Here is a 22,352-nt window from a genome sequence, read left to right as displayed (position 1 = left end):
TGGTCAGGTTCCTCTCAGGGACGTTGCGATGGGATAGCCGCTCAGGAAGCGCGCGCGGAGGATCAGGACCCAGACGACGACCGCCAGAAGCTGGTGCAGGATCGCGATCTGAACCGGCGCGCCGTAAAGCACGGTGACGATGCCAAGCAGGATTTGCAGCGACATGGCCGCGAGGACAGCATTGAAGGCAAAGCGCGTGCGCGGGTGGCTCGACCTACGACCGCGAGTCCAGGCGAAGATCGTGAAGGCGAAAAGCGCGTAGCCCACCATGCGGTGGATGAACTGCACCAGACCGGGGTTTTCGAAGAAGTTCCGCCAGGCCGGTTCGAGCGCGAAGCCGGTGTCCGGGAAGAACGCTCCGCCCATCAGTGGCCAGTCGGTATAGCTGCGGCCGGCGTCGATGCCGGCAACCATCGCGCCGATCAGGATCTGGAGGAAAGCGAAATGCATGAGCCCTGTCGCCATGCTCCACGGTTTCGCCTCGCGTGCGCGACGCGCCTGCATCAGGTCGCGCGGCGCGCGCCCAAGCTCGAAAATGAACCAGGCGATGGTGCCCAGGATCGCGAAGGCGAGCCCGAGATGCGTGGCCAGACGATAGCTCGCCACGTCCGTCATACCTTCGCCCTGGGTGACGCCCGAGGACACCATCCACCAGCCGATCGCACCCTGTGCCGCGCCAAGCCCGCCCAGCAGCAGCAACTTCGGCGTCCAGCCCGCCGGGATCTGCCGGCGCAGCCCGAACCAGGCGAAACCGGCCGCCCAGACCAGCCCGACGAGGCGGCCCAGCTGGCGATGTCCCCATTCCCACCAGTAGATGAACTTGAAGTCTTCGAGCTCCATCCACTGGTTCTGGATGCGGAACTCGTCGATCTCCTGGTACTTGGCGAATTCCGAGTCCCAGTCCTCGGCGCTCATCGGCGGCAGCGCCCCGGTGATCGGCTTCCACTCGGTGATGCTGAGGCCGCTGTCTGTGAGCCGGGTCAACCCGCCCACCGCGATGATCAGCACGACAAGCGCGAACAGCACCATGAGCCAGACGCGGATCGCGCCGCGCGCATTGCCCCGTCCGGCATCGATCAGGCCGGGCTGGGCCGCCGGGCGCGTTGCCTCGGCGCTGCCGACCTCCTCGAAAAGCTTGCGTTTGCCTGCCATGGCCTACCGACCTCCTTGTCGCCGCAGAGTCCTAAGCCGTGGCGCGGGGTTCGTCCAGCGCCGCCGGGTTCAGCGCCCGGCCCAGCGGACGATCTGCCGCATCATCCCGTGCAGCATCTGCACGTCGGCTCGCGTCAGCGGCATCCGGCTCCACATGTTGCGCAGGTTGGTCTTCATCGACTGCACCTTGTGCTCGGGGAAAAAGAACCCGGCCTCCTCGAGTTGGGTCTCGTAATGCTGCGCCAGCGCCTCGACCTCGCCCGCGTTGGCCCAGGGGCTGCCGGCCATCTCGACCCGCTTGTGGGTGATCTCGGCCTGCTGGCGCATCCATTCGTAACCCACCAGCAGAACGCATTGCGCGAGATTCAGCGAGGCGAAGGCGGGGTTCACCGGCACCGAAATGAGCGCGTTGGCCCGCGCGATGTCCTCGTTTTCGAGCCCCGCACGCTCGGGCCCGAACAGAACCGCGACGCGCTGGCCCTGCACGATCTTCTCGGCCGCCAGCGCCATCGCGCCCTCGGGGCTGTAGACCGGCTTGGTCAGGTCGCGCGACCGGGCGGTGGTGGCGAAGACGTAGTCGCAATCGGCCACCGCGCCGGCGAGGTCATCGCTGAGTTGCGCCTCGTCGAGCAGACGTCCCGCGCCACTGGCCATCGCCACCGCGGCCTGGCTGGGCCAGCCGTCGCGCGGAGCCACGACGCGCATCCGGTCGAGCCCGAAGTTCCACATCGCGCGCGCGGCGGCGCCGATGTTTTCGCCCATTTGCGGGCGCACGAGAACGATTGCGGGAATGGCGGCGGGCGTGACGGGTTCGGGCATGCCGCCTCTTACCCCTGCTCAGGGCGACCCGCAAGAAAGCCGGCACCCTGTCCGCCCAGCGGAACGTTTGCATTTCCCGAGACTTGCGATAGGTCTGCGCGAACGCCACCGGAGAGAGCAGTATGGACGCCCCCGAGACCCCGCAGATCTACCTGATCACGCCGCCGCAGTTCGAACTGTCGAGCTTTCCCGACCGGCTGGCGCGGGTGCTTGACGCACAATCGGTGGCCTGCGTGCGGCTGGCGCTCTCGACGCGGGACGAGGACACGCTGTCGCGCGCGGCCGATGCGTTGCGCGAGGTGACGCACGCCCGCGATGTGGCCCTCGTGATCTCGGATCACACGCTGCTGGCCGAACGACTCGGGCTCGATGGTGTGCATCTCGGCGACGCCGCGCGGTCGGTCCGGCAGGCGCGAAAGGCGCTTGGCGAGGATGCCATTGTCGGCAGCTTCTGCGGCACCTCGCGCCACGATGGCCTTTCGGCTGGCGAGGCAGGCGCGGATTACGTCAGTTTCGGGCCGGTGCGGCCCTCGGCGCTGGACGACGGCTCTTACGCCGAGCCCGATCTCTTCCAGTGGTGGTCGGAGATGATCGAGATCCCGGTCGTGGCCGAAGGCGGGCTTGATGCCGAAACCGTGCGCAGCCTTGCGCCCAGCACCGATTTCTTCGGCATCGGAACCGAGATCTGGGAGGCCGACGATCCCGCCTCGGCGCTCGACGCGATTGTGCAGGCGATGAGCTGAGCCCGACAACCCGGCCCGGAACGCGCTTGATCCCCTGCCCGGTTCCCGGCACAAGACGCCCATGAAGGACCATCCGGACATCCTGTGCATCGGGTCCGTTCTCTGGGACGTGATCGGGCGCTCCGCCAGCGTCATGCGGCAGGGCTCGGACGTGCCGGGCCGGATCACCCGCCTGCCCGGCGGTGTGGCGATGAACATCGCGATGACGCTTGCCCGTTTCGGCCTGACGCCCGCCCTTTTGACCGCCATCGGGCGCGATGCCGAAGGCGACGAGCTGGTCGCGGCCTGCGCCGCCCGCGGTCTGATCACCCGCACGATCTACCGCTCGGACGACCTTCCGACCGACCGCTACATGGCCGTCGAGGGCGCCAACGGGCTTATCGCCGCGATCGCCGACGCGCATTCGCTCGAGGCCGCCGGTGCCAAGATCCTCGCGCCCTTGTCTGACGGCAGCCTCGCCAGCGCCGACGCGCCCTATCGCGGCCCGGTGGCACTTGACGGCAATCTGACGCTCGATCTGCTCAGCGACATCGCGTCGAGCCCGCTTCTGGCCCATGCCGACCTGCGCGTCGCCCCGGCCTCGCCGGGCAAGGCCGAACGCCTAGGACCCTTCGTGCAGAAGGGGCGCGGCACGCTCTACGTCAATCTCGAAGAGGCCGGGCTGCTCTGCCAGGCGCGCTTCGACAATTCGCGCGCGGCGGCCGAGGCACTGCTCGGGCGCGGTGCCGCGCGTGTGCTCGTCACCGACGGCGGCGAAGACGCCAGCGAAGGCCGCTCCGACGGCATCCTGACCCGCACCCCTCCCAAGGTCCTCGTCACCCGCGTGACCGGCGCGGGCGACACCTTCATGGCTGCCCATATTGCCGCCGAGACCGAAGGCGCATCGCCCGAGGCGGCACTGGAGCGCGCGCTGCAGGCCGCCGCCACCTACGTATCCGGAGAGACCGCCCTATGACCGTTCCCATGATCCGATCCTCCGAATCCGCCGCCGCGGAAAAGGCCGGCAAGCCCTTGGTGGCGCTGGAAAGCACGATCATCACCCACGGGATGCCCTATCCGCAGAACCTCGAGGTCGCGCGCCAGGTCGAGGACGACATCCGTGGCGCCGGCGCGGTGCCCGCGACCATCGCCGTGATCGACGGCACCCTGCATGTCGGGCTTGAGCCGGACCAGCTGACCACGCTGGCGCAGGCTCGCGGCGTCGCAAAACTGTCGCGGGCCGACATGGCCGCCTGCCTTGCCACCGGCGGCACGGGTGCCACCACGGTCGCGGCGACGATGATCGCCGCGCGGCTGGCCGGGATCGAGGTTTTCGCCACGGGCGGGATCGGCGGCGTGCACAAGGGCGCCGAAAGCAGCTTCGACATTTCCGCCGACCTGATGGAACTGGCCCAGACCCCGGTCACGGTCGTCGCCGCGGGCGCCAAGGCGATCCTCGACGTCGACAAGACGCTCGAGGTGCTCGAAACGCAAGGCGTGCCGGTGATCGCCTTCGGGCAGGACAGCTTTCCCGCCTTCTGGTCGGCTTCCTCGCCGCTCAAGGCCCCGCTGCGCATGGACGACGCCGCCGAGATCGCCCGCGCCCACCGGCTGCGCGGCCAGCTCGGTCTGCCGGGCGGTCAATTGGTCGCCAACCCGATCCCGCGCGAAGACGAGATCGCCGCGGACGAGATGGGGCCGGTGATCACGCAGGCACAGAAGGACGCGACCCGCCACGGCATCCGCGGTAAGGCGGTGACGCCCTACCTGCTGCAGCGCATCTTCGAGCTGACCGAGGGAAGATCTCTGACGGCCAACATCGCGCTCGTCCGCAACAACGCGCGGCTCGCCGCAGCCATCGCACAGGAACTGGGCAGCCTGACACGCTGAACGGGAATGGGCGCAACCGCATCTGTCCAGGGATTGTTGATCCTGAAGAAGATGCTTAGTTATTTTCTGCACTTCCTGTCGGACCCTAGATGAACACGCCCTTCGATCCCGATCCCCTGCCGAAACCCCGCTCCAGCCTCTTCGCGCGGCTCCGGGCCTCGTTCCTGACCGGGATCGTCGTGATCGCACCCGTCGGGCTGACGATCTGGCTGATCTGGTCAGTGATCGGCTGGATCGACGGGTTCGTCCTGCCCTTCGTGCCGGAGCAGTACAAGCCCGACCGCCTGATCCAGGATTACCTCGGGCTCGACCCGTCGGTGCAGATCAACATCCGTGGTATCGGCGTGGTGATCTTCCTGATCTTCACCACCATCGTCGGCTGGGCCGCCAAGGGCATCATTGGGCGCTCTTTGATCCGCTTTGCCGAAAGCCTCGTGGAACGCACGCCGGTGGTGCGCTCGATCTATTCCGGCATCAAGCAGATTTCCGAGACCGTCTTTGCCCAGTCCGACCGCTCCTTCGAGACCGCCTGCCTCCTGGAATATCCGCGCAAGGGGATCTGGGCGCTGGGGTTCGTTTCGACCAGCACCAAGGGAGAGCTGGCCCGGCGCGCCAACAACGGCGAACCGATGGTTTCGGTGTTCTTGCCGACGACGCCGAACCCGACCTCAGGCTTTCTGCTCTTCGTGCCCGAAAAAGACGTCATCCCGCTCGACATGTCCGTCGAGGATGCGGCCAAGCTGGTGATCTCGGCAGGCCTCGTCTATCCGAATCCCAAGGAGGCCGAGCAAGAACAGACGGTGATGCGCTGGTGGCAGGGCGCTGACGCACCCGCCGAAGCGCCGAAGGATCCCGCGCAGGAACGCTAGGTCAGGCGAACATCTCGACCAGATCGACCGTCCCGCGCTCGTTCAGATCCGCCTTGTGCGCGCTCAGGAAATTTTCCGCAGCACTCTGGCCCGCGCTCTTCAGCTTGGCTAGCGTGTAGGGTGTGGGATAGAGCTTGGTCGCCACCGACAGCTCGTTCATCAGCGCATCGTCGGCGATCATGTGGATCAGAACCCGCGCCTTCTCGTCCTGTTTCAGCTTGCCCTGGTCCAGCAGGCGCTGCACGAACTCGATCGCCCGCAATTCGCGCAGCAGCGAAGAGTTGAAGCTGATCTCGTTGATCCGGTTCTGGATCTGCTGGGCGGTGCGCGGAAGATCGGTGCGCTCTAGGGGGTTGATGTTGATGACCACGATGTCACTAGGAAACGCGCCGTCGAACAGCGGGAAGAGCGCCGGGTTGCCGGTATAGCCGCCATCCCAGAACGCCTCGACCTCGCCGGTCGCCTCGTCGCATACGTCCACGGCCTGGAAAACCGTCGGTAGACAGGCCGACGCTAGGATCGCTTCGGCGCTGATCTCGGCATCGCGGAACACCTTGACCTTGCCGCTTTTCACCCGCGTCGCGCAGACGAACAGGCTGGGCGCCCCGACCGTCTCGGCGCAGACCCGGTCGAAATCGAGACCGCGCACGATCGGTTCGAGCGGATTGACGTAGAGCGGTCCCCAGGAATAGGGCGAAACCGCCCGCGTCCAGGCATCCGCCGCCAGCACCGGCCAGGAATACTCGATCGCCCGCGACACGTCCGACAAGGAAAACGGCGTCATCCATTCCTGCAGTTTCAGCTCCGGCCGCGATCCGACCTCGCCCCAGAGCCAGTCGAGCCGCGCGCGCGCGCCGGCATTCTTGCCTTCGACATATCCCGCCTTGAGCGCCGCTCCGTTGAGCGCGCCTGCGCTGCAGCCCGAGATCGCCGCAATCTCGATATCCTCCTCGCAGAGCAGCCGGTCGAGAACGCCCCAGGTGAAGGCGCCATGCGCGCCGCCACCCTGGAGCGCAAGGTTGATGCGCTTGACACTCAAGCCGAGGTCCAGCCGCCGTCGGCGCTGATCGAGGTGCCCGTGACCTGTGCCGCCATCTCCGAACACAGGAACACTGCGATACCGGCAAGCTGCTCGACGGTCACGAACTCCTTCGAGGGTTGCTTTTCGAGGATCACCTTCTCGATCACCTCATCCTCGGACATGTCGTATTCCTTGGCCGTGTCGGGAATCTGCGCCTCCACCAGCGGGGTCAGCACGTAGCCCGGGCAGATCGCGTTGGCGGTGATGTTCTCCCGCGCCGTTTCCAGCCCGACGGTCTTGGTCATGCCGAGGATGCCGTGCTTGGCCGAGATATAGGCCGACTTGTAGGGCGAGGCCCGCAGCCCGTGGGCAGAGGCCACGTTGATGACCCGTCCCCAGCCGGCCGTGCGCATCAGCGGCAGTGCTGCAGCGGTGGTGTGGAAGGCCGAACTGAGGTTGATCGCGATGATCGCGTCCCATTTCTCGGTCGGAAACTTGTCGATCGGCGCGACGTGCTGGATGCCGGCGTTGTTGACCAGGATGTCGCAGGCGCCCGACTGCTCGATCAACAAACGGCACTCCGCGCCCTTCGACATGTCGGCTTTGATGTAGCGTGCCGTCACGCCATGCGCCTTGGCGATCTCCTCGGCCAGCGCGTGATCTTCGTCCCGGTCGGTGAAGCTGTTGAGCACGACGTCGGCCCCGGCCTCTGCCAGGCCCTGCGCGATGCCAAGCCCGATGCCCGAGGTCGAGCCTGTGATCACCGCCGTCTTGCCGGACAGGTCGATCGTGGATGCCATGGAAACTCTCCTGCGATGTTGCTTGTGCAGAAGATACGTGCTGCAGCCGCGAAGGCCAGCGGCCTGCCCCGTGAGGCCGAAAAAAAACGCCTGCACGAGGCAGGCGTTCAGTTATTGAGGCAGGTTTCATACAGGCAAGAAACCTATCGAGCAGTGACTCCTGTATAAGCAATCGGACGCCGCAGTCCAAGCTAAAAGTTTGATAAGACGTAAATTCACCGGTAGGTTAACGCCCAACAACAAAAGAGCAGGGCGGGATTGTCGCGACAATGGCAATGGAGATTTTCCATAACACGGGGCGCCGTCTGGGCGCCTCTCTGCTGATTCTCTGCGCGGGTTTCGCGCAGGCAGAACCGCAGCACGGGCTATCTATGTACGGCGACCCTGCCCTGCCACCGGATTTTGTGTCGCTGCCTTACGTTCGCGCCGATGCGCCCAAGGGCGGCGCCATCACCCTGGGCAACACCGGCGGCTTCGACAGTCTGAACCCCTACATCCGCAAGGGCACGGTTCCCTGGCAGCTCTCGACGTTTACCCACGAGAGCCTGATGGCGCGTTCGCTCGACGAACCGTTCACGCTTTACGGCCTTCTGGCCGAATCGGTCGAGGTGCCCGATGACCGGTCCTGGGTCGAATTCACCCTGCGCGCCGAGGCGCGATTCTCGGACGGAACGCCGGTCACGATCGAGGACGTGATCTTTTCCTACGAATTGCTCGGCAGCGAAGGGCATCCGAAGTACCACAGCCTCGCCAGCCAGATCGAGAGCCTCGAGCAGACCGGTCCGCGCAGCCTGCGGATCACCTTCAACACCGACAACCGCGAACTTGCGCTGCTGGCCGGCATGCGCCCGGTGCTCAGCAAGGCGCAGTGGGAGGGCGAGGACTTCGCCAACGCCCCGATTGCCGAAATTCCGCTGGGCAGCGGCCCTTATGTCATCTCGGGCTACGAGGCCGGGCGCTACGTCACGCTGGAGCGCGACTCCGACTACTGGGGCATGGACCTGCCCGTGCGGCGCGGCACGCACAACTTCGACACCGTGACGCTCGATTTCTACGGCGACGCCTCGGTTCTCTTCGAGGCCTTCAAGGCCGGCGAGATCAGCGCCCTGCGCGAATTCAACGCCGAGGCCTGGGCCACCGAATACGATTTCCCCGCCGTCACGCGCGGCGTTGTGGTGAAAACCGAGATCCCGAATGCCCTTCCCTCCGGAATCACTGGTTTCGTGATGAACACCCGCCGTGCGCCGTTCGATGACTGGCGCGTGCGCGAGGCGCTGATTCACGCCTTCAACTTCGAGTTCATCAACGACACCATGACCGGCGGCGCGCAGCCCCGCATCACCTCCTATTTCTCGGGTTCCGAGCTTGCGATGCGGCCCGGACCTGCCACCGGCAAGGTCGCCGACCTGCTCGCGCCTTTCGCCGGCGACCTGCCACCCGGCACGCTTGAAGGCTACGAACTGCCCGTGTCCGACGGCTCGGCGCGCAATCGCAAGGGCATCGCGCGCGCGCTCGATCTGCTGGCCGAGGCCGGCTGGACCGCCTCGGACGGCAGCCTGCGCGATGCCACTGGCGCCGCGATGGCCTTCACCATCCTGGTGCAGCAGGGCAGCAGCGAGAATATCGCCGTGGCCGAGCTTTATGCCCGCGCGCTCGAACGGCTCGGCATCGGCGTCACGGTGGCGGTCATCGACGATGCGCAATACGTCGCGCGCACCAACAGCTTCGACTTCGACATGACCTACTACCGCCGCGCGCTGTCGCTCTCGCCCGGAAACGAGCAGCGCTATTACTGGGGCTCGGAGGCCGCGGACCAGGAAGGCTCGCGCAACCTGATGGGCGCACGATCCCCGGCGATCGACGCGATGATCGACACCATGCTCTCGGTCACCGAAAAGGAGGATTTCGTCGCCGCCACGCGCGCGCTCGACCGGCTGCTTACCGCCGGACGCTACGTGATCCCGTTCTGGCAGTTCTCCACCAGCCGGATCGCCCATGTCCACGAGATGAAGTACCCGCAGCCTTTCCCGGCGCTTGGCGACGGCAACACCTACATGCCCGAGCTCTGGTGGTACGAAGTAGACTGAGCCGCCCGCCCCTCTCTGGTTTATAAATATCCCGGGGGAGTCGCGCACCGCGCGACGGGGGCAGAGCCCCCGCCCTGCCCGGCGTCAGCTGAACACAGTGCCGCCGTTGATGTCGATATTGGCCCCGGTGACGAAGGCCGCCTCGCTGCTGGCGAGATAGGCCACGAGGTCGGCCACATCCTCCGGCGCGCCCTGACGCTTCAGCGGCGTTGCCGCCTCGACCTTGCGGCGCACCTCGTCCTTGGTGAAGACGTTGTGGAAATCGGTGTCGATCATGCCGGGGCAGAGCGCGTTCACCCGGATATCCGGGCCGAGTTCCTTCGCCAGCCCGCGGGTCATCGTCATCACGGCCCCCTTCGAGGTGGCATAGGCCACCGCACCCGGTCCGCCGCCGTCGCGACCGGCCTGGCTCGCGATATTGACGATGGCACCCTTTTTCATGTGCGGCAGGCAGGCCCGGATCATCAGGAACGTGCTCGTGAGGTTGAGGTCCATCACCTTGTGCCAATGCTCGGTCGGCATCTCGGCGACGGTCTTGCGCCCCACCAGCCCGCCGGCGTTGTTGACCAGCACGTCCACACCCCCGAAGGCCTCGACCGTCGCACTGACAAGCGCGTCGACGTCGGCTTCCTTGCACAGATCGCCCTGCAGCGCCATCGCCCTGCCCCCGGATTTCTCGATCTCCGCCACCACGGCGTCGGCGCCCGCATTGCTGGAATGATAGCTGATCGCCACGCTGGCGCCTTCGCGGGCCAGCCGCAGCGCGCAGGCCGCTCCGATGTCGCGCCCGCCGCCGGTGACGATTGCGCTCTGTCCTGAAAATCTCATGTATCCCGTGTCCTCTGTTGCGACTTCTTGCATCCGCGACTCGCGTCGACAAAACTTGTATGCTAGATTCGCCGGCATTGAAACCCGGCGGCAGAAAATGGGTCCGGGCGTGCGATTTGGGCGCGCTTAGGATTATGCCCACCGCATGAGATGACCGAGGAGACGGCAGCTTGAACGATTCCGCAGCATCGCAGGCGCGTCCGCGCAGCGTCGAAAGGATCGTTGACTTTCTCTACCGCGAGATCACCGCGATGCGGCTTTTGCCGGGCACACGGATTTCCGAGACCGACGTCGCCGCTCAGTTCGGGGTCTCGCGCCAGCCCGTGCGCGAGGCGTTCAGCCGTCTCGCCGCCATGGACCTGATCCTGGTCCGGCCGAAGAAAGCCACCGAGGTGCGCAGGTTCTCCACCCTCTCGATCGAGAAAAGCCGCTTCGTGCGCAGCGCAATCGAATCCGCGGCGCTGCGAAAGGCAGCAGAAAATTGCTCAGAAGCAGACGGTTACGCGCTCGACGCCCAGCTTGCGTTGCAGCGCAAGGCGCAGGCCGAGAAATCGAGCGACGCCTTCGCAGAACTCGACTACGACTTCCATCGCACGATCTGCGACATCGCAGGCGTGCCTTATGCCTTCGACATCATTCGCGCCGAGAAGGAGAAGGTCGACCGGCTCTGCATGTTGCAGATCTCGAAAGAGGACCGGATGCCGCAACTGATCGAGGACCACGCCCGGATCGCAGACGCGATCCGCAGCGGCGACGCGGAAGCGGCGGCCGCGGCGGGCGCGCTGCACCTGTCGCGCCTCGACGAGACCATCGCCGCCATCCGCAAGTCGAGCGCCGCCTATTTCGAGGACGACCCGACCTAGCCTCCACGCCGGGCGCGCCGAACTGATTTTCTTCTTGTATGCTAGATGGAATACAAGCACAGTTGCGCCACGGACCGGATTCGCCCGAACAGCGCTCCGGTGGACAAAAGGGAGGATTGGCATGGCCACCACACGAACACTCGCAGCCCTGGGCGCTGCGTTCACATTCACGGTCGGCATCGCGACCAGCGCGCAGGCGCTGGAGATGCGCGGCTGGAACATCCACGTCGAGGATTACCCGGTCTCCATCGGGATGGAATCGTTTCTCGAGGAAGTCAGCGAGAAGACCGGCGGCGAGGTCACCGGCAAAGTCTACCACAACGGCGTTCTCGGCTCGCAGCCCGACGCGATCGAGCAGGTGCGCCTCGGCGCGATCGACTTTGCGGTCTTCAGCCTCGGGCCGATGGGCCAGGCGGTGCCGGAAACCAATGTCGTCTCGCTGCCCTTCATCTTCTCCAGCGTGCCGGACATGTACCGGCTGATGGACGGTGAGGTCGGCGACGCCATCGGCGAGGGCATGAAGGCCAAGGGCATCGTGGCACTCGGCTGGTATGCCGCAGGCGCGCGGTCGTTCTACAACTCGGTGAAACCGATCAACACGCCGGCGGATGTCGAAGGCCTGAAGGTCCGGGTGATGTCCAACGACCTCTTCGTGCAGATGATCGAGGCGATGGACGGCAACGCCACCCCGATGGCCTTCGCCGAGGTCTACCAGTCGCTGAAAACCGGCGTCGTCGACGGGGCCGAGAACAACCCGCCGTCCTACGAGTCGACCAACCACTACGAGGTCGCCAAGTACTACTCGCTTTCCGAGCACCTGATCATCCCCGAATGCCTGTGCATGAGCCTGACCAGCTGGGAAAAGCTCACCCCCGAGCAGCAGCAGATCGTGATGGATGCCGCCCGCGCCAGCGCCGAGTACCAGCGCGAGCTCTGGGCCGAGCGTGAGGCGGCGAGCCTCGAGACCGTCAAGGCCGGCGGCACCGAGATCAACACGATCGACGACAAGGCGCCCTTCCAGGAGGCCATGTCCCCGGTCTATGACGCCTTCCTCGAGCAGAACCCGGGCCTGACGGACCTCGTCAACCTTATCCGCAACGCGGACTGATCCACCCGAACCGGGGCGCGGGCCGGCCCAGCGCCGGCCCGACCCTTCCGTTTCCGAAAGCTTCCCATGACCCCGGACAGCCCCCTGTCGCGCCGCGTCGACCAGGCCCTCGGGCTGGTGCGTTCGCTTTGCCTTCTCGTCGCCTCCTTGTGCCTCGTCGTTCTGGTCGTCTCGTTCGGCTGGCTGGTGTTCGGGCGCTACGTGCTGAACGCGACGCCGACCTGGGTCGAGCAGCTGGCGCTTTTGCTGATCTGCTACATCGCATTTCTGGGGGCCGCCGCCGGGGTCCACGAGGACACCCATATCGGCGTCGCCCTCTTCCGGGACATGATGCCCGAGAAGCTGCGCAAGATCGTGATGATCTTCACCGATCTCGCCCTCGCCGCCTTCGGCGCCGCGATGCTGGCCGCCGGGATCACCCTGATGCGCTTCGGCTGGGACACGATGCTGCCGATGCTGAACCTGCCCGAAAGCGTGCGCACCGCCGCGATCACCTCGCTGGGCGCGCTGATGTTTCTGTTTGCCGGCATCCGCGCCCTGCAACGAATTCTCCATTTCCGGTCCTGGACACCGGCTGACCATTTCGAGGACGTCTGACCTTGGGCCTGCTTATCCTGCTTGGCGTGTTCGCCATCGGCGTCATCATCGGCGCTCCTGTCGCCTTTGCCATGGGCATCGCCTCGGCCGCCGCGTTCTGGTTCGAGGGCTTTCCGCCGCTCATCACCTTCCAGCGCGCCACCGCCGGCGTGTCGGTGTTCTCGCTTCTGGCGATCCCGTTCTTCATCTTCGCTGGCGAGATCATGCTGCACGGCGGGATCGCCAAGCGCCTCGTGCGGCTCGCCTCGGCGCTGGTCGGGCACCTGAAGGGCGGCCTCGCGATGGTCAACATCTTCTCGTCGATGCTGTTCGGCGGGATCTCGGGCTCGGCCGTGGCCGACATCTCGGCGCTCGGCTCGCTGCTGGTCCCGGTGATGAAGGAACGCGGCTACCGGCCCGACTTTGCGGTCAACGTGACGGTGACCTCGTCCATCGCCGGGATCGTGATCCCGCCGAGCCACAACATGATCATCTTCGCCGTCGCGGCGGGCGGCGGCATTTCGGTCTCGGGGCTTTTTCTCGCCGGCGTGATCCCCGGCATCCTGATGTGCCTGAGCCTCGCGGTCGCCGCCTACATCCTGTCGGTCAAGCATAACTACCCGTCCGAGCCCTTCCCCGGCTGGTCCGTCGTGGGCGCCACCGCGCGCGACGCGATCCCGGGCTTCATGACGGCGGTGATCATCGTCGGCGGCACGCTCTCGGGTGTCTTCACGGTCACGGAGTCCGGCGCTTTCGGTGCGATCTACGCGCTGCTGCTAACCGCGTTCTACTACCGCTCGCTGAGCTGGGAGGCCTTCCGGACCTCCGTGGTCGGCGCCGTTCGCACCACCGCGATGGTCATGATCCTGATCGCCTTCGCCAGCTCTTTTGCCTACCTCCTGGCACTCTACCAGGTGCCCGAGCGGCTCTCGACCCTGCTGGTCTCGATCTCGGAGAACCCGATAATCATCCTGCTGATGATCAACGTCATCCTGCTGATGCTGGGCATGATCATGGACATGGCGGCGCTGATCCTGATCTGCACGCCGATCTTCCTGCCGATCGCGAAGGGGCTCGGCATGGACCCGACCCAGTTCGGCATCATGCTGCTGATCAATCTCGGCATCGGCCTCTGCACGCCCCCGGTCGGGACGTGTCTTTTCGTGGGGTGCGCCGTGGGGCGCATCCGCATCGAGGACGCGCTGCGCTCGATCTGGCCTTTCTACATCGCGATCTTCGTGGCGCTGATGCTGGTCACCTATGTGCCGGCGGTCTCGCTCTGGCTACCGTCGATGCTGCGGTAGGCCGATAGACGCGAGGCCGGTCAGGTCAGCGAGGTCACCCAGAGGATCGTCGCATCCTCGTCGCTGAGCGAGATGACGTTGTGGCCCATCGTTGCGTCGTAATAGGCACTGTCGCCGCGGCGCATCTCGACCGGTTCGTAGAACTCGGTGAACAAGCGGATCACGCCGGTCAGGACGTAGAGAAATTCCTCGCCGTCGTGCCGCACCCAGCCGTCGAACTCTTCCATCGCACGGGCCCGCACCCGCGCGCGATAGGGCAGCATCTGCTTCTTGGTCAGGGTCTCGGCCAGAAGTTCGTGCTCGTAGGTCGCCGTGGCATGGGCGTTGCCCTGCCCGGCCTTGGTCAGCGACATGCGCCCGTTGACCTGCTCGCGGCGCGGCGGCGTGAAAAGCTGCGGCACCGAGATCCGTAACCCGACCGCCAGCTTCTTCAGCGCATCATACGTCGGCGACATCTGCCCGTTCTCGATCTTCGACAGGGTCGAGCGGGCCAGACCGGCCTGGTTCGCGGCCTGCTCCAGCGTCCAGTCGTGCGCCTTGCGCAGCTCGCGCACCCGCGCCCCGAGGTCGAGCGGCGCACCCGGTTCGGTGTCGCCGCTTTCGCGCGCGATCGAGATCAGCGTTCTGGGATCCTGTCCGGCCATGTGCAGTGCTATAGGCGCAGGCGCGGACGCTTGCAACGCGCGCGGGCAGCGGCTAGCTGGGCGGCGATGCTCTCGATCTTCGATCATGGCCCGCCACCGCCCTGCCCGCGCCCCTTCAACATGGCCGCGCATGTGCTTGCCGCGGGCGCGGCCACGCCGGAGAAGACAGCGCTGATGGTACTGGGCGCGACCGGATCCGAGGACTGGAGTTTCGCGCGGCTGCGTGCCGCCGTGCTGGGGACCGCGACGGGGCTTCTGGCCCAAGGGCTGGCGCCCGGCGACGTGGTGCTGATGCGGCTTGGCAATACCGTCGACTTTCCCCTCGCCTACCTCGGGGCCATCGCCGCCGGGCTGGTGCCCTGCCCGACCTCCGCCGCGCTGACGCCGCGCGAGGTCGCGGCGATCCTCGAAGGCCTGAAACCCAAGGCGGTGTTGCGCGACCCCGCGGTCGCAAGCGCCCCGCACGATACCGAGATCGCGCTCGGGGCGCTGCAGGCCATGCGCGAGTTGCCGCCTGCAGCGTTTCATCTGGGCGATCCCGACCGGCTGGCTTACGTGATCTACACCTCCGGCACGTCCGGCGTCCCGCGCGCCGTCGGTCACGCGCACCGGGCGATCTGGGCGCGACGCATGATGTTCGACGGCTGGCACGGCCTGCGCACCGACGACCGCCTGATGCACGCCGGCGCCTTCAACTGGACCTACACGCTCGGCACCGGGCTGATGGACCCCTGGACCCGCGGTGCCACCGCGCTGATTCCCGCCCCCGGAAGCCCTTCGGCGCTGCTGCCCGACCTGCTGGCTGCACATCGCGCGACGATCTTCGCCGCCGCTCCCGGCGTCTACCGGCAAATCCTGAGCGACCGCGACAGGCTGGACCTGCCGCATCTGCGCCACGGCCTCAGCGCCGGCGAAAAGCTCGCCCCGCGTCTCGCCGCGGACTGGACGGCGGCGAGCGGAAAACCGGTCTACGAGGCTTACGGCATGTCGGAATGCTCGACCTTCATCTCCGCCGGCCCGGGCGGTCCGGTGCCCTCGGATTGCATCGGCAGGCCACAGCCGGGACGCCGGGTCGCGATCCTCGGGCCCGACGGGCCGGTTCCGCGCGGTGCCGAAGGCACCATCGCCGTCCACCGCGACGACCCGGGCCTGATGCTGGGCTATCTGGGCGCACCCGAAGAAACCTGCGCGCGGATGCGCGGGCCATGGTTCCTGACCGGCGACCAGGGGGCGATGCACGACGACGACAGCATCACCTACTTGGGTCGCGGCGACGACATGATGAACGCCGGCGGCTACCGCGTCTCGCCGATCGAGGTCGAACAGGCCCTGGCCGGATTTCCCGGCCTCACCGGCGTCGGCGCGGCGGATGTCGAGATCAAGCGGGACACCCGGGTCATCGCCGCCTTCTACAGCGCCGCCGGCCCTCTGGACGAGGACGCCCTGCGCCGGTATGCGAGGGAACGCCTGGCGCGCTACAAACAGCCGCGCCTCTTTGTTCACCTGCCGGAGCTTCCCTTCGGCGCCAACGGAAAGCTTCTGCGCCGCCGACTGCGCGAGAGCTTCGAGGCGAAAGAATGACCGGAACCGTCAAGCTCGACATCATGTCCGACCCGATCTGCCCGTGGTGCTACATCGGCAAGACCCATCTCGACCGGGCGCTCGAGCGACACCCCGAGCACCCGTTCGAGATCGAATGGCATCCGTTCCAGCTCAACCCCGACATGCCGGCTGGCGGCATGGACCGGCGCGCCTATCTCGAAGGAAAGTTCGGCGGCAAGCAAGGCGCGCTCAAGGCCTATGCGCCCGTGGTCGAGCATGCCGAGAAGGCCGGGCTGAAGATCGACTTCGCCGGAATCGAAAAGACGCCCAACACGCTAGATGCGCACCGCCTGATCCACTGGGCGGGCATCGAAGGCCGCCAGACCGCGGCCGTGTCGGCGCTGTTCAAGGCCTATTTCGTCGAGACCCGCGACATCGGCGACCCCGAGGTGCTGGCCGATATCGCCGACGGGCTCGAGATGGATGCCTCTGTCGTGACGCGCCTTTTGCAGTCGGACGCCGACGCCGAGGACATCCGCAAGCGCGACGCGCACAGCCGGCAGATGGGCGTGACATCGGTGCCGACTTTCATCGTCGCCGGCCGGCATGCCGTACCCGGTGCGCAGCCGCCCGAGCTCTGGGATCGGGTCATCGCCGAACTGGCCGCCGGGGCCGAGGCCGATTGAGGCCGCGCAAATCCTTTGCCAGCCGCCGCCCGATGGCGTAGAATCCGTGTCCAGAGGGTGCAAGGCCCCGGCGCAGAACAAAAAAACGAGCAGGTGACAGGATGCGTGGACAGGCATGGCCGGTGCGGACCGGCGCGATTTCTCTGGCTTTGGTGACCATCGGACACGGGAGGCGCAAATGACCGCCTTCGCCGCGAGACCCATCATTCCGCGTCGCACGATCCTGACGTATGGCCGGTTCGACGGCTTCGGAGCCGCAGAAGCCGCCCTGCTCAAACGCCTGTGCTGCATGGGCGCCGATCTTATCGTGGGCTGTTCGACGGATGAATTCGCCGATGCCAACGGCGCGCCCTGCCGCGACGGGTTTCGCCGGCGCCGCGAAACGCTCGAGGCCTGCCGCTACGTGAGCCGCGTCATCCCCGAGACCTGCTGGGAGCAGAAACGCACCGATATCGTGAATTACAACGTCTCGATCTTCGCCATGACCGAGGACTGGCGCGGCGCCTTCGACGATCTGCAGGACATTGTCGACGTGCTTTATGTACCGCTTGGAAGCTCCGACCCAGCCATGCAACCAATGGGTGAGTACAGGCACGGAACTTTCAACTGAAGATTACCACACGTCATCTCTCGCCGCGAGCACTTCCCTACAATTGTACTCCATGCAACTCTGGGTTAAAGCCTGATCTGGGTGTGCGACGAGCACGCCGCCGATGTACGGAGTTCCGCGTTTGAGTCGACCGCCTGTTGCCCTGCCGATGGCCCGGATCGAATTCGTGGCGCTCATGGCGATGATGTTCGCGACGATCGCGTTTTCCATCGACGCGATGCTACCCGCCTTGCCCGAAATCGCCGACGAGCTCACCCCGGACGACCCGCAGCGCGCGGCGCTGATCATCACCTCCTTCGTTCTGGGCATGGGGATCGGAACCTTCTTCACGGGGCCGCTGTCCGATGCCTACGGGCGACGCACGGTCATGTTCTCGGGGGCGGCACTCTACATCGTCTCGGCCGCCGTCGCCTGGGCCAGCCAGTCGCTTGAGTTGATCCTGGCCGCGCGCCTCGTCCAGGGGCTTGGCGCCTCGGGTCCGCGGATCGTGTCGGTCGCGATCATGCGTGACCTCTTCGCCGGGCGCGAGATGGCCCGAATCCTGTCCATCGTGATGATCATTTTCACCCTCTTTCCGGCCTTCGCGCCCGCGCTTGGCCTCGCGATCATCACCCTGTCGGGCTGGCGCGCGATCTTCGCCGCCTTCATTGTCTTTTCGATGATTTCGGCGCTCTGGCTGGCCGTGCGTCTGCCCGAAACACTTGCCGAAGAGGACCGCCGCCCGCTGCGCCTGCCCTTGATGTTCGACGCGGTTGGCCAGATGTTCGCGCATCCCACGGTTCGGATATCGATCATGGTCCAGACCCTCGCGATGTCGATGCTGTTCTCGCTGCTGATGTTCGTGCAGCCGATCTACGAGACCGTCTTCGGCAAGGCTGACACCTTCCCCTACTGGTTCGGCGGAATTGCCATGGCCTCGGGCCTGTCGAGCATGCTCAACGCCTTTCTCGTCGTGCGCTTCGGGATGCGGCGGCTGGTGACCTTCGCCCTTGGCCTGCAGATCGCATGCTCGCTGATGATGATCCTGTCCTTCGGCTATTCCGGACCCTACGCTTTCGCGATGTTCGCCCTATGGCAGTTCCTGCTGTTCTTCCAGGCCGGCCTGACGGTCGGCAACCTCAATGCCATCGCGATGGAGCCGATGGGCCATATCGCGGGCATGGCGGCCAGCGTCATCGGAGCCGTTTCGACCGTCGGTGCCGCGATGCTCGCCTCGCCGATCGGGCTGCTTTTCGACGGGACGATCCGGCCGCTGATCGTGTCGGTCTTCATCATGGCGATCGCCGGTTTCACGCTGATGCTCTGGATGGGCAAGGTCGAACGGCGCGCGCCCGCCGAGTAGGCCCTAGACCGCCTTCTTCTTGGCCTTGCGGCTTGCCGCGACCTTCTCGGCGAGATCGCGGGCGATGGCGAAGGCGCCCTTGATCTTGTCGGCGTCGTTCTTCCAGTCGCGCCGCACGACGATCTTGTTGTCCTTGACCTTGGCCAGCCCGCGCTGGTCCTGGATGAACTCGACAAGCCCCTCGGGCGAGGCGAACTTGTCGTTGTGAAACTGGATCGTGGCGCCCTTAGGCCCGCCGTCGAGCTTTGCGATGCCGGCGCGCTTGCACATCGCCTTGATCCGCACCACCAGCATCAGCGTATTGACCTCGCGCGGCAGCTTGCCGAAACGGTCGATCAGCTCGGCGGCGAAACCCTCGAGCTCGACCTTGGTGGTCAGGCTGCTGAGGCGCCGGTAGAGACCCAGACGCACGTCGAGATCGGGCACGTAGTCTTCGGGGATCAGCACCGGCACGCCGAGGTTGATCTGCGGCGCCCACTGGTCGTCGGCCTCCGAAAGCCCCTCCATCTCGCCCGCCCGGATCTTGGCGATCGCCTCTTCCAGCATCGACTGGTAGAGTTCAAAACCCACGTCCCGCATCTGGCCGGACTGTTCCTCGCCCAGCAGGTTACCGGCCCCCCGGATGTCGAGGTCCTGGCTGGCCAGCGTGAAGCCTGCGCCCAACGCGTCGAGGCTCGACAGCACCCGCAGGCGCTTCTCGGCGGCGGGCGTGAGCCGGGCGCGCGGCTTGGTGGTCAGGTAGGCGTAGGCGCGGGTTTTCGAGCGTCCCACCCGGCCGCGGATCTGGTAGAGTTGGGCCAGACCGAACATGTCGGCGCGATGCACGACCATCGTGTTCGCGGTCGGAATGTCGAGACCGGATTCGACGATGGTGGTAGCCAGCAGAACGTCGAACTTGCCGTCGTAGAAGGCGTTCATCCGCCCGTCGAGCTCGCCCGCCGCCATCTGCCCGTGCGCCACGACATAGCTGAGCTCGGGCAGTTGCGCCTTCAGGAACTCCTCGATCTCCGGCAGGTCGGATATGCGCGGCACGACAAAGAAGCTCTGCCCGCCGCGGTAATGCTCGCGCAGCAGTGCCTCGCGCAGCGTCACGCTGTCGAATTCGCTCACATAGGTGCGGATCGCCAGACGGTCGACAGGCGGCGTGCCGATGATGCTGAGGTCGCGCACGCCGGTCAGCGACAACTGCAGCGTGCGCGGGATCGGCGTGGCGGTCAGCGTCAGCACATGCACGTCCGAGCGCAGCTGCTTGAGCCGCTCCTTGTGGGCGACACCGAAATGCTGCTCCTCGTCGATCACCAGCAATCCGAGGTTCTTGAACCGCACGCCTTTCGCCAGCAGCGCATGGGTGCCGATCACGATGTCCACCGTCCCCTTGGCCATCATGTCGCGGGTGATGTTGGCGTCACGGGCCGAAACGAAGCGGCTGAGCGGACGCACCTCGATGGGGAAACCGCGGAAGCGTTCGGCAAAGCTTTTGTAGTGCTGGCGCGCCAGCAGCGTGGTTGGCGCGATCACGGCAACCTGCACGCCGGACATCGCCGCCACGAAGGCGGCGCGCATCGCGACCTCGGTCTTGCCGAAACCCACGTCGCCGCAGATCAGCCGGTCCATCGGCTGGCCCGAGGTCATGTCCTCGATCACGTCCGAGATCGCGCTCAGCTGATCGTCGGTCTCCTGATAGGGAAAACGCGCGGAGAAGGCGTCCCACATGCCCGGCGGCGGCTCGAGCACCGGCGCCTTGCGCAACGCGCGTTCTGCGGCGACGCGGATCAGCCGTTCGGCCATCTCGCGGATGCGCTCCTTGAGCTTGGCCTTCTTGGCCTGCCACGCCCCGCCGCCGAGACGGTCGAGCAGGCCCTCCTCGTGCCCGTATTTCGACAGCAGCTCGATGTTCTCGACCGGCAGGTAGAGCTTTGCGCCCTCGGCATATTCCAGCGACAGGCACTCGTGCGCGGCCCCTGCGGCGGTGATCACCTCCATGCCCTGGTAGCGCCCGATACCGTGATCGACGTGCACGATCAGATCGCCAGGGCTGAGCGACTGGGTTTCCGTCAGGAAGTTCTCGGCCCGGCGCTTGCGCTTGGGCGCGCGGATCAACCGGTCGCCCAGCACGTCCTGTTCGGAGATGACCGTGAGCCCCGGCGCCTCGAACCCGTGTTCCAGGGCCCAGACGGCCAGGTGCAGCCCACGCTTGCCGACGCTGCGCGCATCCGGGATCGGGATCGCCTCGAACCGGCTCTCGTCCTCGATCAGCCCGGTCAGGCGCTCGCGCGCGCCTTCCGAGTAGGAGGCGATGACCACCGGCCCGCGTTCCAGCCGCTTGCCGATGTGCTCGGCGAGCGCCCCGAAGAGGCTCAGCGATTCCTGCTGACGCTCGGGCGCGAAGTTGCGACCGATGCGCCCGCCCGCGTCCAGCACGCCGGGTCCGGTCGGCTGCGGCAGGGCAGCGAACTGGATGACGCGCCGTTTGGCCGTCTCGGCCTTCCAGGCGTCGTCGTCGAGGTAGAAGGGTGTCGGCGGACAGGGCTTGTAGACGCTGTCCATGCGCGACCGGTCCGCCATCGCCAGGCGCCGGGTCTCGTACTGGTCTGCAATGCTGTCCCAGCGCGCCAGCCGCGTCGGCGTCAGCTGGTCGTCCAGCATGACCGTGGCTTTTGGCATGTAGTCGAACAGGGTCTCGAGTTCTGCGTGGAAGAACGGCAGCCAGTGCTCGGCGCCCTGGTGCTTGCGCCCAGCGCTGATCGCTTCGTAGAGCGGATCGTCGGTGCCGGCGGCCCCGAACTCGATCCGGTAATTCTGCCGGAACCGGGTGATCGCCGCCTCGTCGAGGATCACCTCCGAGACCGGGGCAAGCTCGACCACGTCGAGCTTCTCGGTGGTGCGCTGCGTCGCCGGATCGAAACGGCGCGCGCCGTCGAGCACGTCACCGAACAGATCGAGCCGAACCGGACCGAGGTCGCCCGGCGGGTAGATGTCGATGATCCCGCCGCGCACGGCGTAATCGCCCGGCTCGGTCACCGTCGGGCTCTGCACGAAGCCCATCCTCACAAGGAAGTCGCGCAACCCGCCTTCGTCAATCCGCGCGCCGACCCGCGCCGAGAAGGCCGCGTCGCGCAGTACCGCCCGGGCTGGCACGCGCTGGGTCGCGGCATTGAGCGTGGTCAGCAGCGCGAAGCGCTCGGGCATCCCGTGCACCAGCCCGGCCAACGTCGCCATGCGCTGCGCCGAAATGTCGGCATTGGGCGACACGCGGTCATAGGGCAGGCAATCCCAGGCCGGGAAGACCACGACCGGCAGTTCCGGGGCGTAATGGCGCAACGCCGCGCGCATCGCCGCCAGCCGCTTGTCGTCCCTTGCGACATGCAGCACCGGGGCGCTGGATTTCTCCAGCTCCTCGATCAGCAGGCGCGCATCGAACCCCTCGGGCGCGCCCGAAAGCGTGATATGTGCAGGATCAGCCATGGGCCGCTTCATTTGGCCTTCGCG

At 66.3% G+C, this 22,352-nt stretch carries 20 protein-coding genes; 13 read left to right on the top strand and 7 right to left on the bottom strand.

What is annotated here, in order from left to right:
* Positions 1–3: 3 nt before the first annotated feature.
* Together ctaA and R5H30_RS07490 are read right to left on the bottom strand one after the other, a co-directional pair.
* Positions 4–1,152 (bottom strand): heme A synthase, encoded by a 1,149-nt coding sequence (ctaA, locus tag R5H30_RS07495; RefSeq protein WP_318327498.1) that lies wholly within the window; start codon positions 1,150–1,152, stop codon positions 4–6.
* A gap of 69 nt (positions 1,153–1,221) precedes the next feature.
* Positions 1,222–1,971: an RNA methyltransferase gene (locus R5H30_RS07490; RefSeq protein WP_318327497.1), complete on the bottom strand. Its 750-nt coding sequence runs from the start codon at positions 1,969–1,971 to the stop codon at positions 1,222–1,224.
* A gap of 122 nt (positions 1,972–2,093) precedes the next feature.
* Here R5H30_RS07490 and R5H30_RS07485 point away from each other — a divergent pair, with 122 nt between their 5' ends.
* The 4 genes from R5H30_RS07485 to R5H30_RS07470 all read left to right on the top strand — a co-directional run bounded on the left by R5H30_RS07485 (position 2,094) and on the right by R5H30_RS07470 (position 5,452).
* Complete coding sequence (locus R5H30_RS07485) at positions 2,094–2,714, top strand: thiamine phosphate synthase (RefSeq protein WP_318327496.1); 621 nt, start codon at positions 2,094–2,096, stop codon at positions 2,712–2,714.
* A gap of 61 nt (positions 2,715–2,775) precedes the next feature.
* Positions 2,776–3,669 carry a PfkB family carbohydrate kinase gene (locus R5H30_RS07480; RefSeq protein WP_318327495.1) on the top strand — a complete coding sequence of 298 codons (894 nt, stop codon included), beginning with the start codon at positions 2,776–2,778 and terminating at the stop codon, positions 3,667–3,669.
* Positions 3,666–4,583, top strand: coding sequence for a pseudouridine-5'-phosphate glycosidase (locus tag R5H30_RS07475; RefSeq protein WP_318327494.1), 918 nt, complete (start codon positions 3,666–3,668; stop codon positions 4,581–4,583). The genes R5H30_RS07480 and R5H30_RS07475 overlap by 4 nt, the downstream gene beginning before the upstream one ends.
* An 89-nt stretch (positions 4,584–4,672) precedes the next feature.
* Positions 4,673–5,452, top strand: coding sequence for a DUF502 domain-containing protein (locus R5H30_RS07470; protein ID WP_318327493.1), 780 nt, complete (start codon positions 4,673–4,675; stop codon positions 5,450–5,452).
* A 1-nt stretch (position 5,453) separates the two neighbouring features.
* On the opposite strand, the gene R5H30_RS07465 is transcribed toward R5H30_RS07470, so the two are convergent.
* Together R5H30_RS07465 and R5H30_RS07460 are read right to left on the bottom strand one after the other, a co-directional pair.
* Positions 5,454–6,491: a patatin-like phospholipase family protein gene (locus R5H30_RS07465; RefSeq protein WP_318327492.1), complete on the bottom strand. Its 1,038-nt coding sequence runs from the start codon at positions 6,489–6,491 to the stop codon at positions 5,454–5,456.
* The gene (locus tag R5H30_RS07460; protein ID WP_318327740.1) at positions 6,488–7,261 is read right to left on the bottom strand and encodes a 3-hydroxybutyrate dehydrogenase; all 774 of its coding nucleotides are present in this window, start codon (positions 7,259–7,261) and stop codon (positions 6,488–6,490) included. Before R5H30_RS07460 ends, R5H30_RS07465 begins: the two co-directional genes overlap by 4 nt.
* A 281-nt stretch (positions 7,262–7,542) precedes the next feature.
* On the opposite strand from R5H30_RS07460, the gene R5H30_RS07455 reads away from it, so the two are divergent.
* Complete coding sequence (locus R5H30_RS07455) at positions 7,543–9,360, top strand: extracellular solute-binding protein (RefSeq protein ID WP_412105111.1); 1,818 nt, start codon at positions 7,543–7,545, stop codon at positions 9,358–9,360.
* A gap of 84 nt (positions 9,361–9,444) precedes the next feature.
* On the opposite strand, the gene R5H30_RS07450 is transcribed toward R5H30_RS07455, so the two are convergent.
* The gene (locus R5H30_RS07450; RefSeq protein WP_318327491.1) at positions 9,445–10,188 is read right to left on the bottom strand and encodes an SDR family NAD(P)-dependent oxidoreductase; all 744 of its coding nucleotides are present in this window, start codon (positions 10,186–10,188) and stop codon (positions 9,445–9,447) included.
* Positions 10,189–10,358: 170 nt separating this feature from the next.
* Here R5H30_RS07450 and R5H30_RS07445 point away from each other — a divergent pair, with 170 nt between their 5' ends.
* The 4 genes from R5H30_RS07445 to R5H30_RS07430 all read left to right on the top strand — a co-directional run bounded on the left by R5H30_RS07445 (position 10,359) and on the right by R5H30_RS07430 (position 14,039).
* Positions 10,359–11,051 (top strand): GntR family transcriptional regulator, encoded by a 693-nt coding sequence (locus tag R5H30_RS07445; RefSeq protein ID WP_318327490.1) that lies wholly within the window; start codon positions 10,359–10,361, stop codon positions 11,049–11,051.
* Positions 11,052–11,172: 121 nt separating this feature from the next.
* Positions 11,173–12,159, top strand: a complete 987-nt coding sequence (locus R5H30_RS07440; protein ID WP_318327489.1) for a TRAP transporter substrate-binding protein — start codon at positions 11,173–11,175, stop codon at positions 12,157–12,159.
* Positions 12,160–12,225: 66 nt separating this feature from the next.
* The gene (locus R5H30_RS07435; protein WP_318327488.1) at positions 12,226–12,756 is read left to right on the top strand and encodes a TRAP transporter small permease; all 531 of its coding nucleotides are present in this window, start codon (positions 12,226–12,228) and stop codon (positions 12,754–12,756) included.
* Between the two features lie 2 nt (positions 12,757–12,758).
* Positions 12,759–14,039 (top strand): TRAP transporter large permease, encoded by a 1,281-nt coding sequence (locus R5H30_RS07430; RefSeq protein WP_318327487.1) that lies wholly within the window; start codon positions 12,759–12,761, stop codon positions 14,037–14,039.
* Positions 14,040–14,059: 20 nt separating this feature from the next.
* Here R5H30_RS07430 and R5H30_RS07425 read toward each other — a convergent pair whose 3' ends face one another.
* Entirely contained in the window at positions 14,060–14,683 is a 624-nt protein-coding gene (locus R5H30_RS07425; protein ID WP_318327486.1) for a helix-turn-helix domain-containing protein, read from the bottom strand.
* A gap of 66 nt (positions 14,684–14,749) precedes the next feature.
* On the opposite strand from R5H30_RS07425, the gene R5H30_RS07420 reads away from it, so the two are divergent.
* The 4 genes from R5H30_RS07420 (at position 14,750) to R5H30_RS07405 (ending at position 18,863) form a co-directional block, all read left to right on the top strand.
* Positions 14,750–16,264, top strand: a complete 1,515-nt coding sequence (locus R5H30_RS07420; protein ID WP_318327485.1) for a class I adenylate-forming enzyme family protein — start codon at positions 14,750–14,752, stop codon at positions 16,262–16,264.
* Positions 16,261–16,911, top strand: coding sequence for a DsbA family oxidoreductase (locus R5H30_RS07415; RefSeq protein ID WP_318327482.1), 651 nt, complete (start codon positions 16,261–16,263; stop codon positions 16,909–16,911). The genes R5H30_RS07420 and R5H30_RS07415 overlap by 4 nt, the downstream gene beginning before the upstream one ends.
* Positions 16,912–17,089: 178 nt before the next feature.
* Positions 17,090–17,521, top strand: a complete 432-nt coding sequence (locus R5H30_RS07410; protein WP_318327479.1) for a nucleotidyl transferase family protein — start codon at positions 17,090–17,092, stop codon at positions 17,519–17,521.
* Positions 17,522–17,669: 148 nt separating this feature from the next.
* A complete protein-coding gene (locus tag R5H30_RS07405) occupies positions 17,670–18,863 on the top strand; it encodes a multidrug effflux MFS transporter (RefSeq protein WP_318327477.1) in 1,194 nt (397 codons plus the stop codon).
* Positions 18,864–18,866: 3 nt separating this feature from the next.
* Here R5H30_RS07405 and mfd read toward each other — a convergent pair whose 3' ends face one another.
* Positions 18,867–22,328, bottom strand: a complete 3,462-nt coding sequence (mfd, locus tag R5H30_RS07400) for a transcription-repair coupling factor (RefSeq protein ID WP_318327474.1) — start codon at positions 22,326–22,328, stop codon at positions 18,867–18,869.
* Between the last annotated feature and the right edge of the window lie 24 nt (positions 22,329–22,352).

It is taken from the genome of Roseobacter sp. FCG-D35 (assembly GCF_033436665.1).
Classification (GTDB): Bacteria; Pseudomonadota; Alphaproteobacteria; order Rhodobacterales; family Rhodobacteraceae; genus JAWQFO01.
Note: the sequence above shows the minus strand (reverse complement) of the source record. Positions and strands in the feature narration are given on the sequence as shown.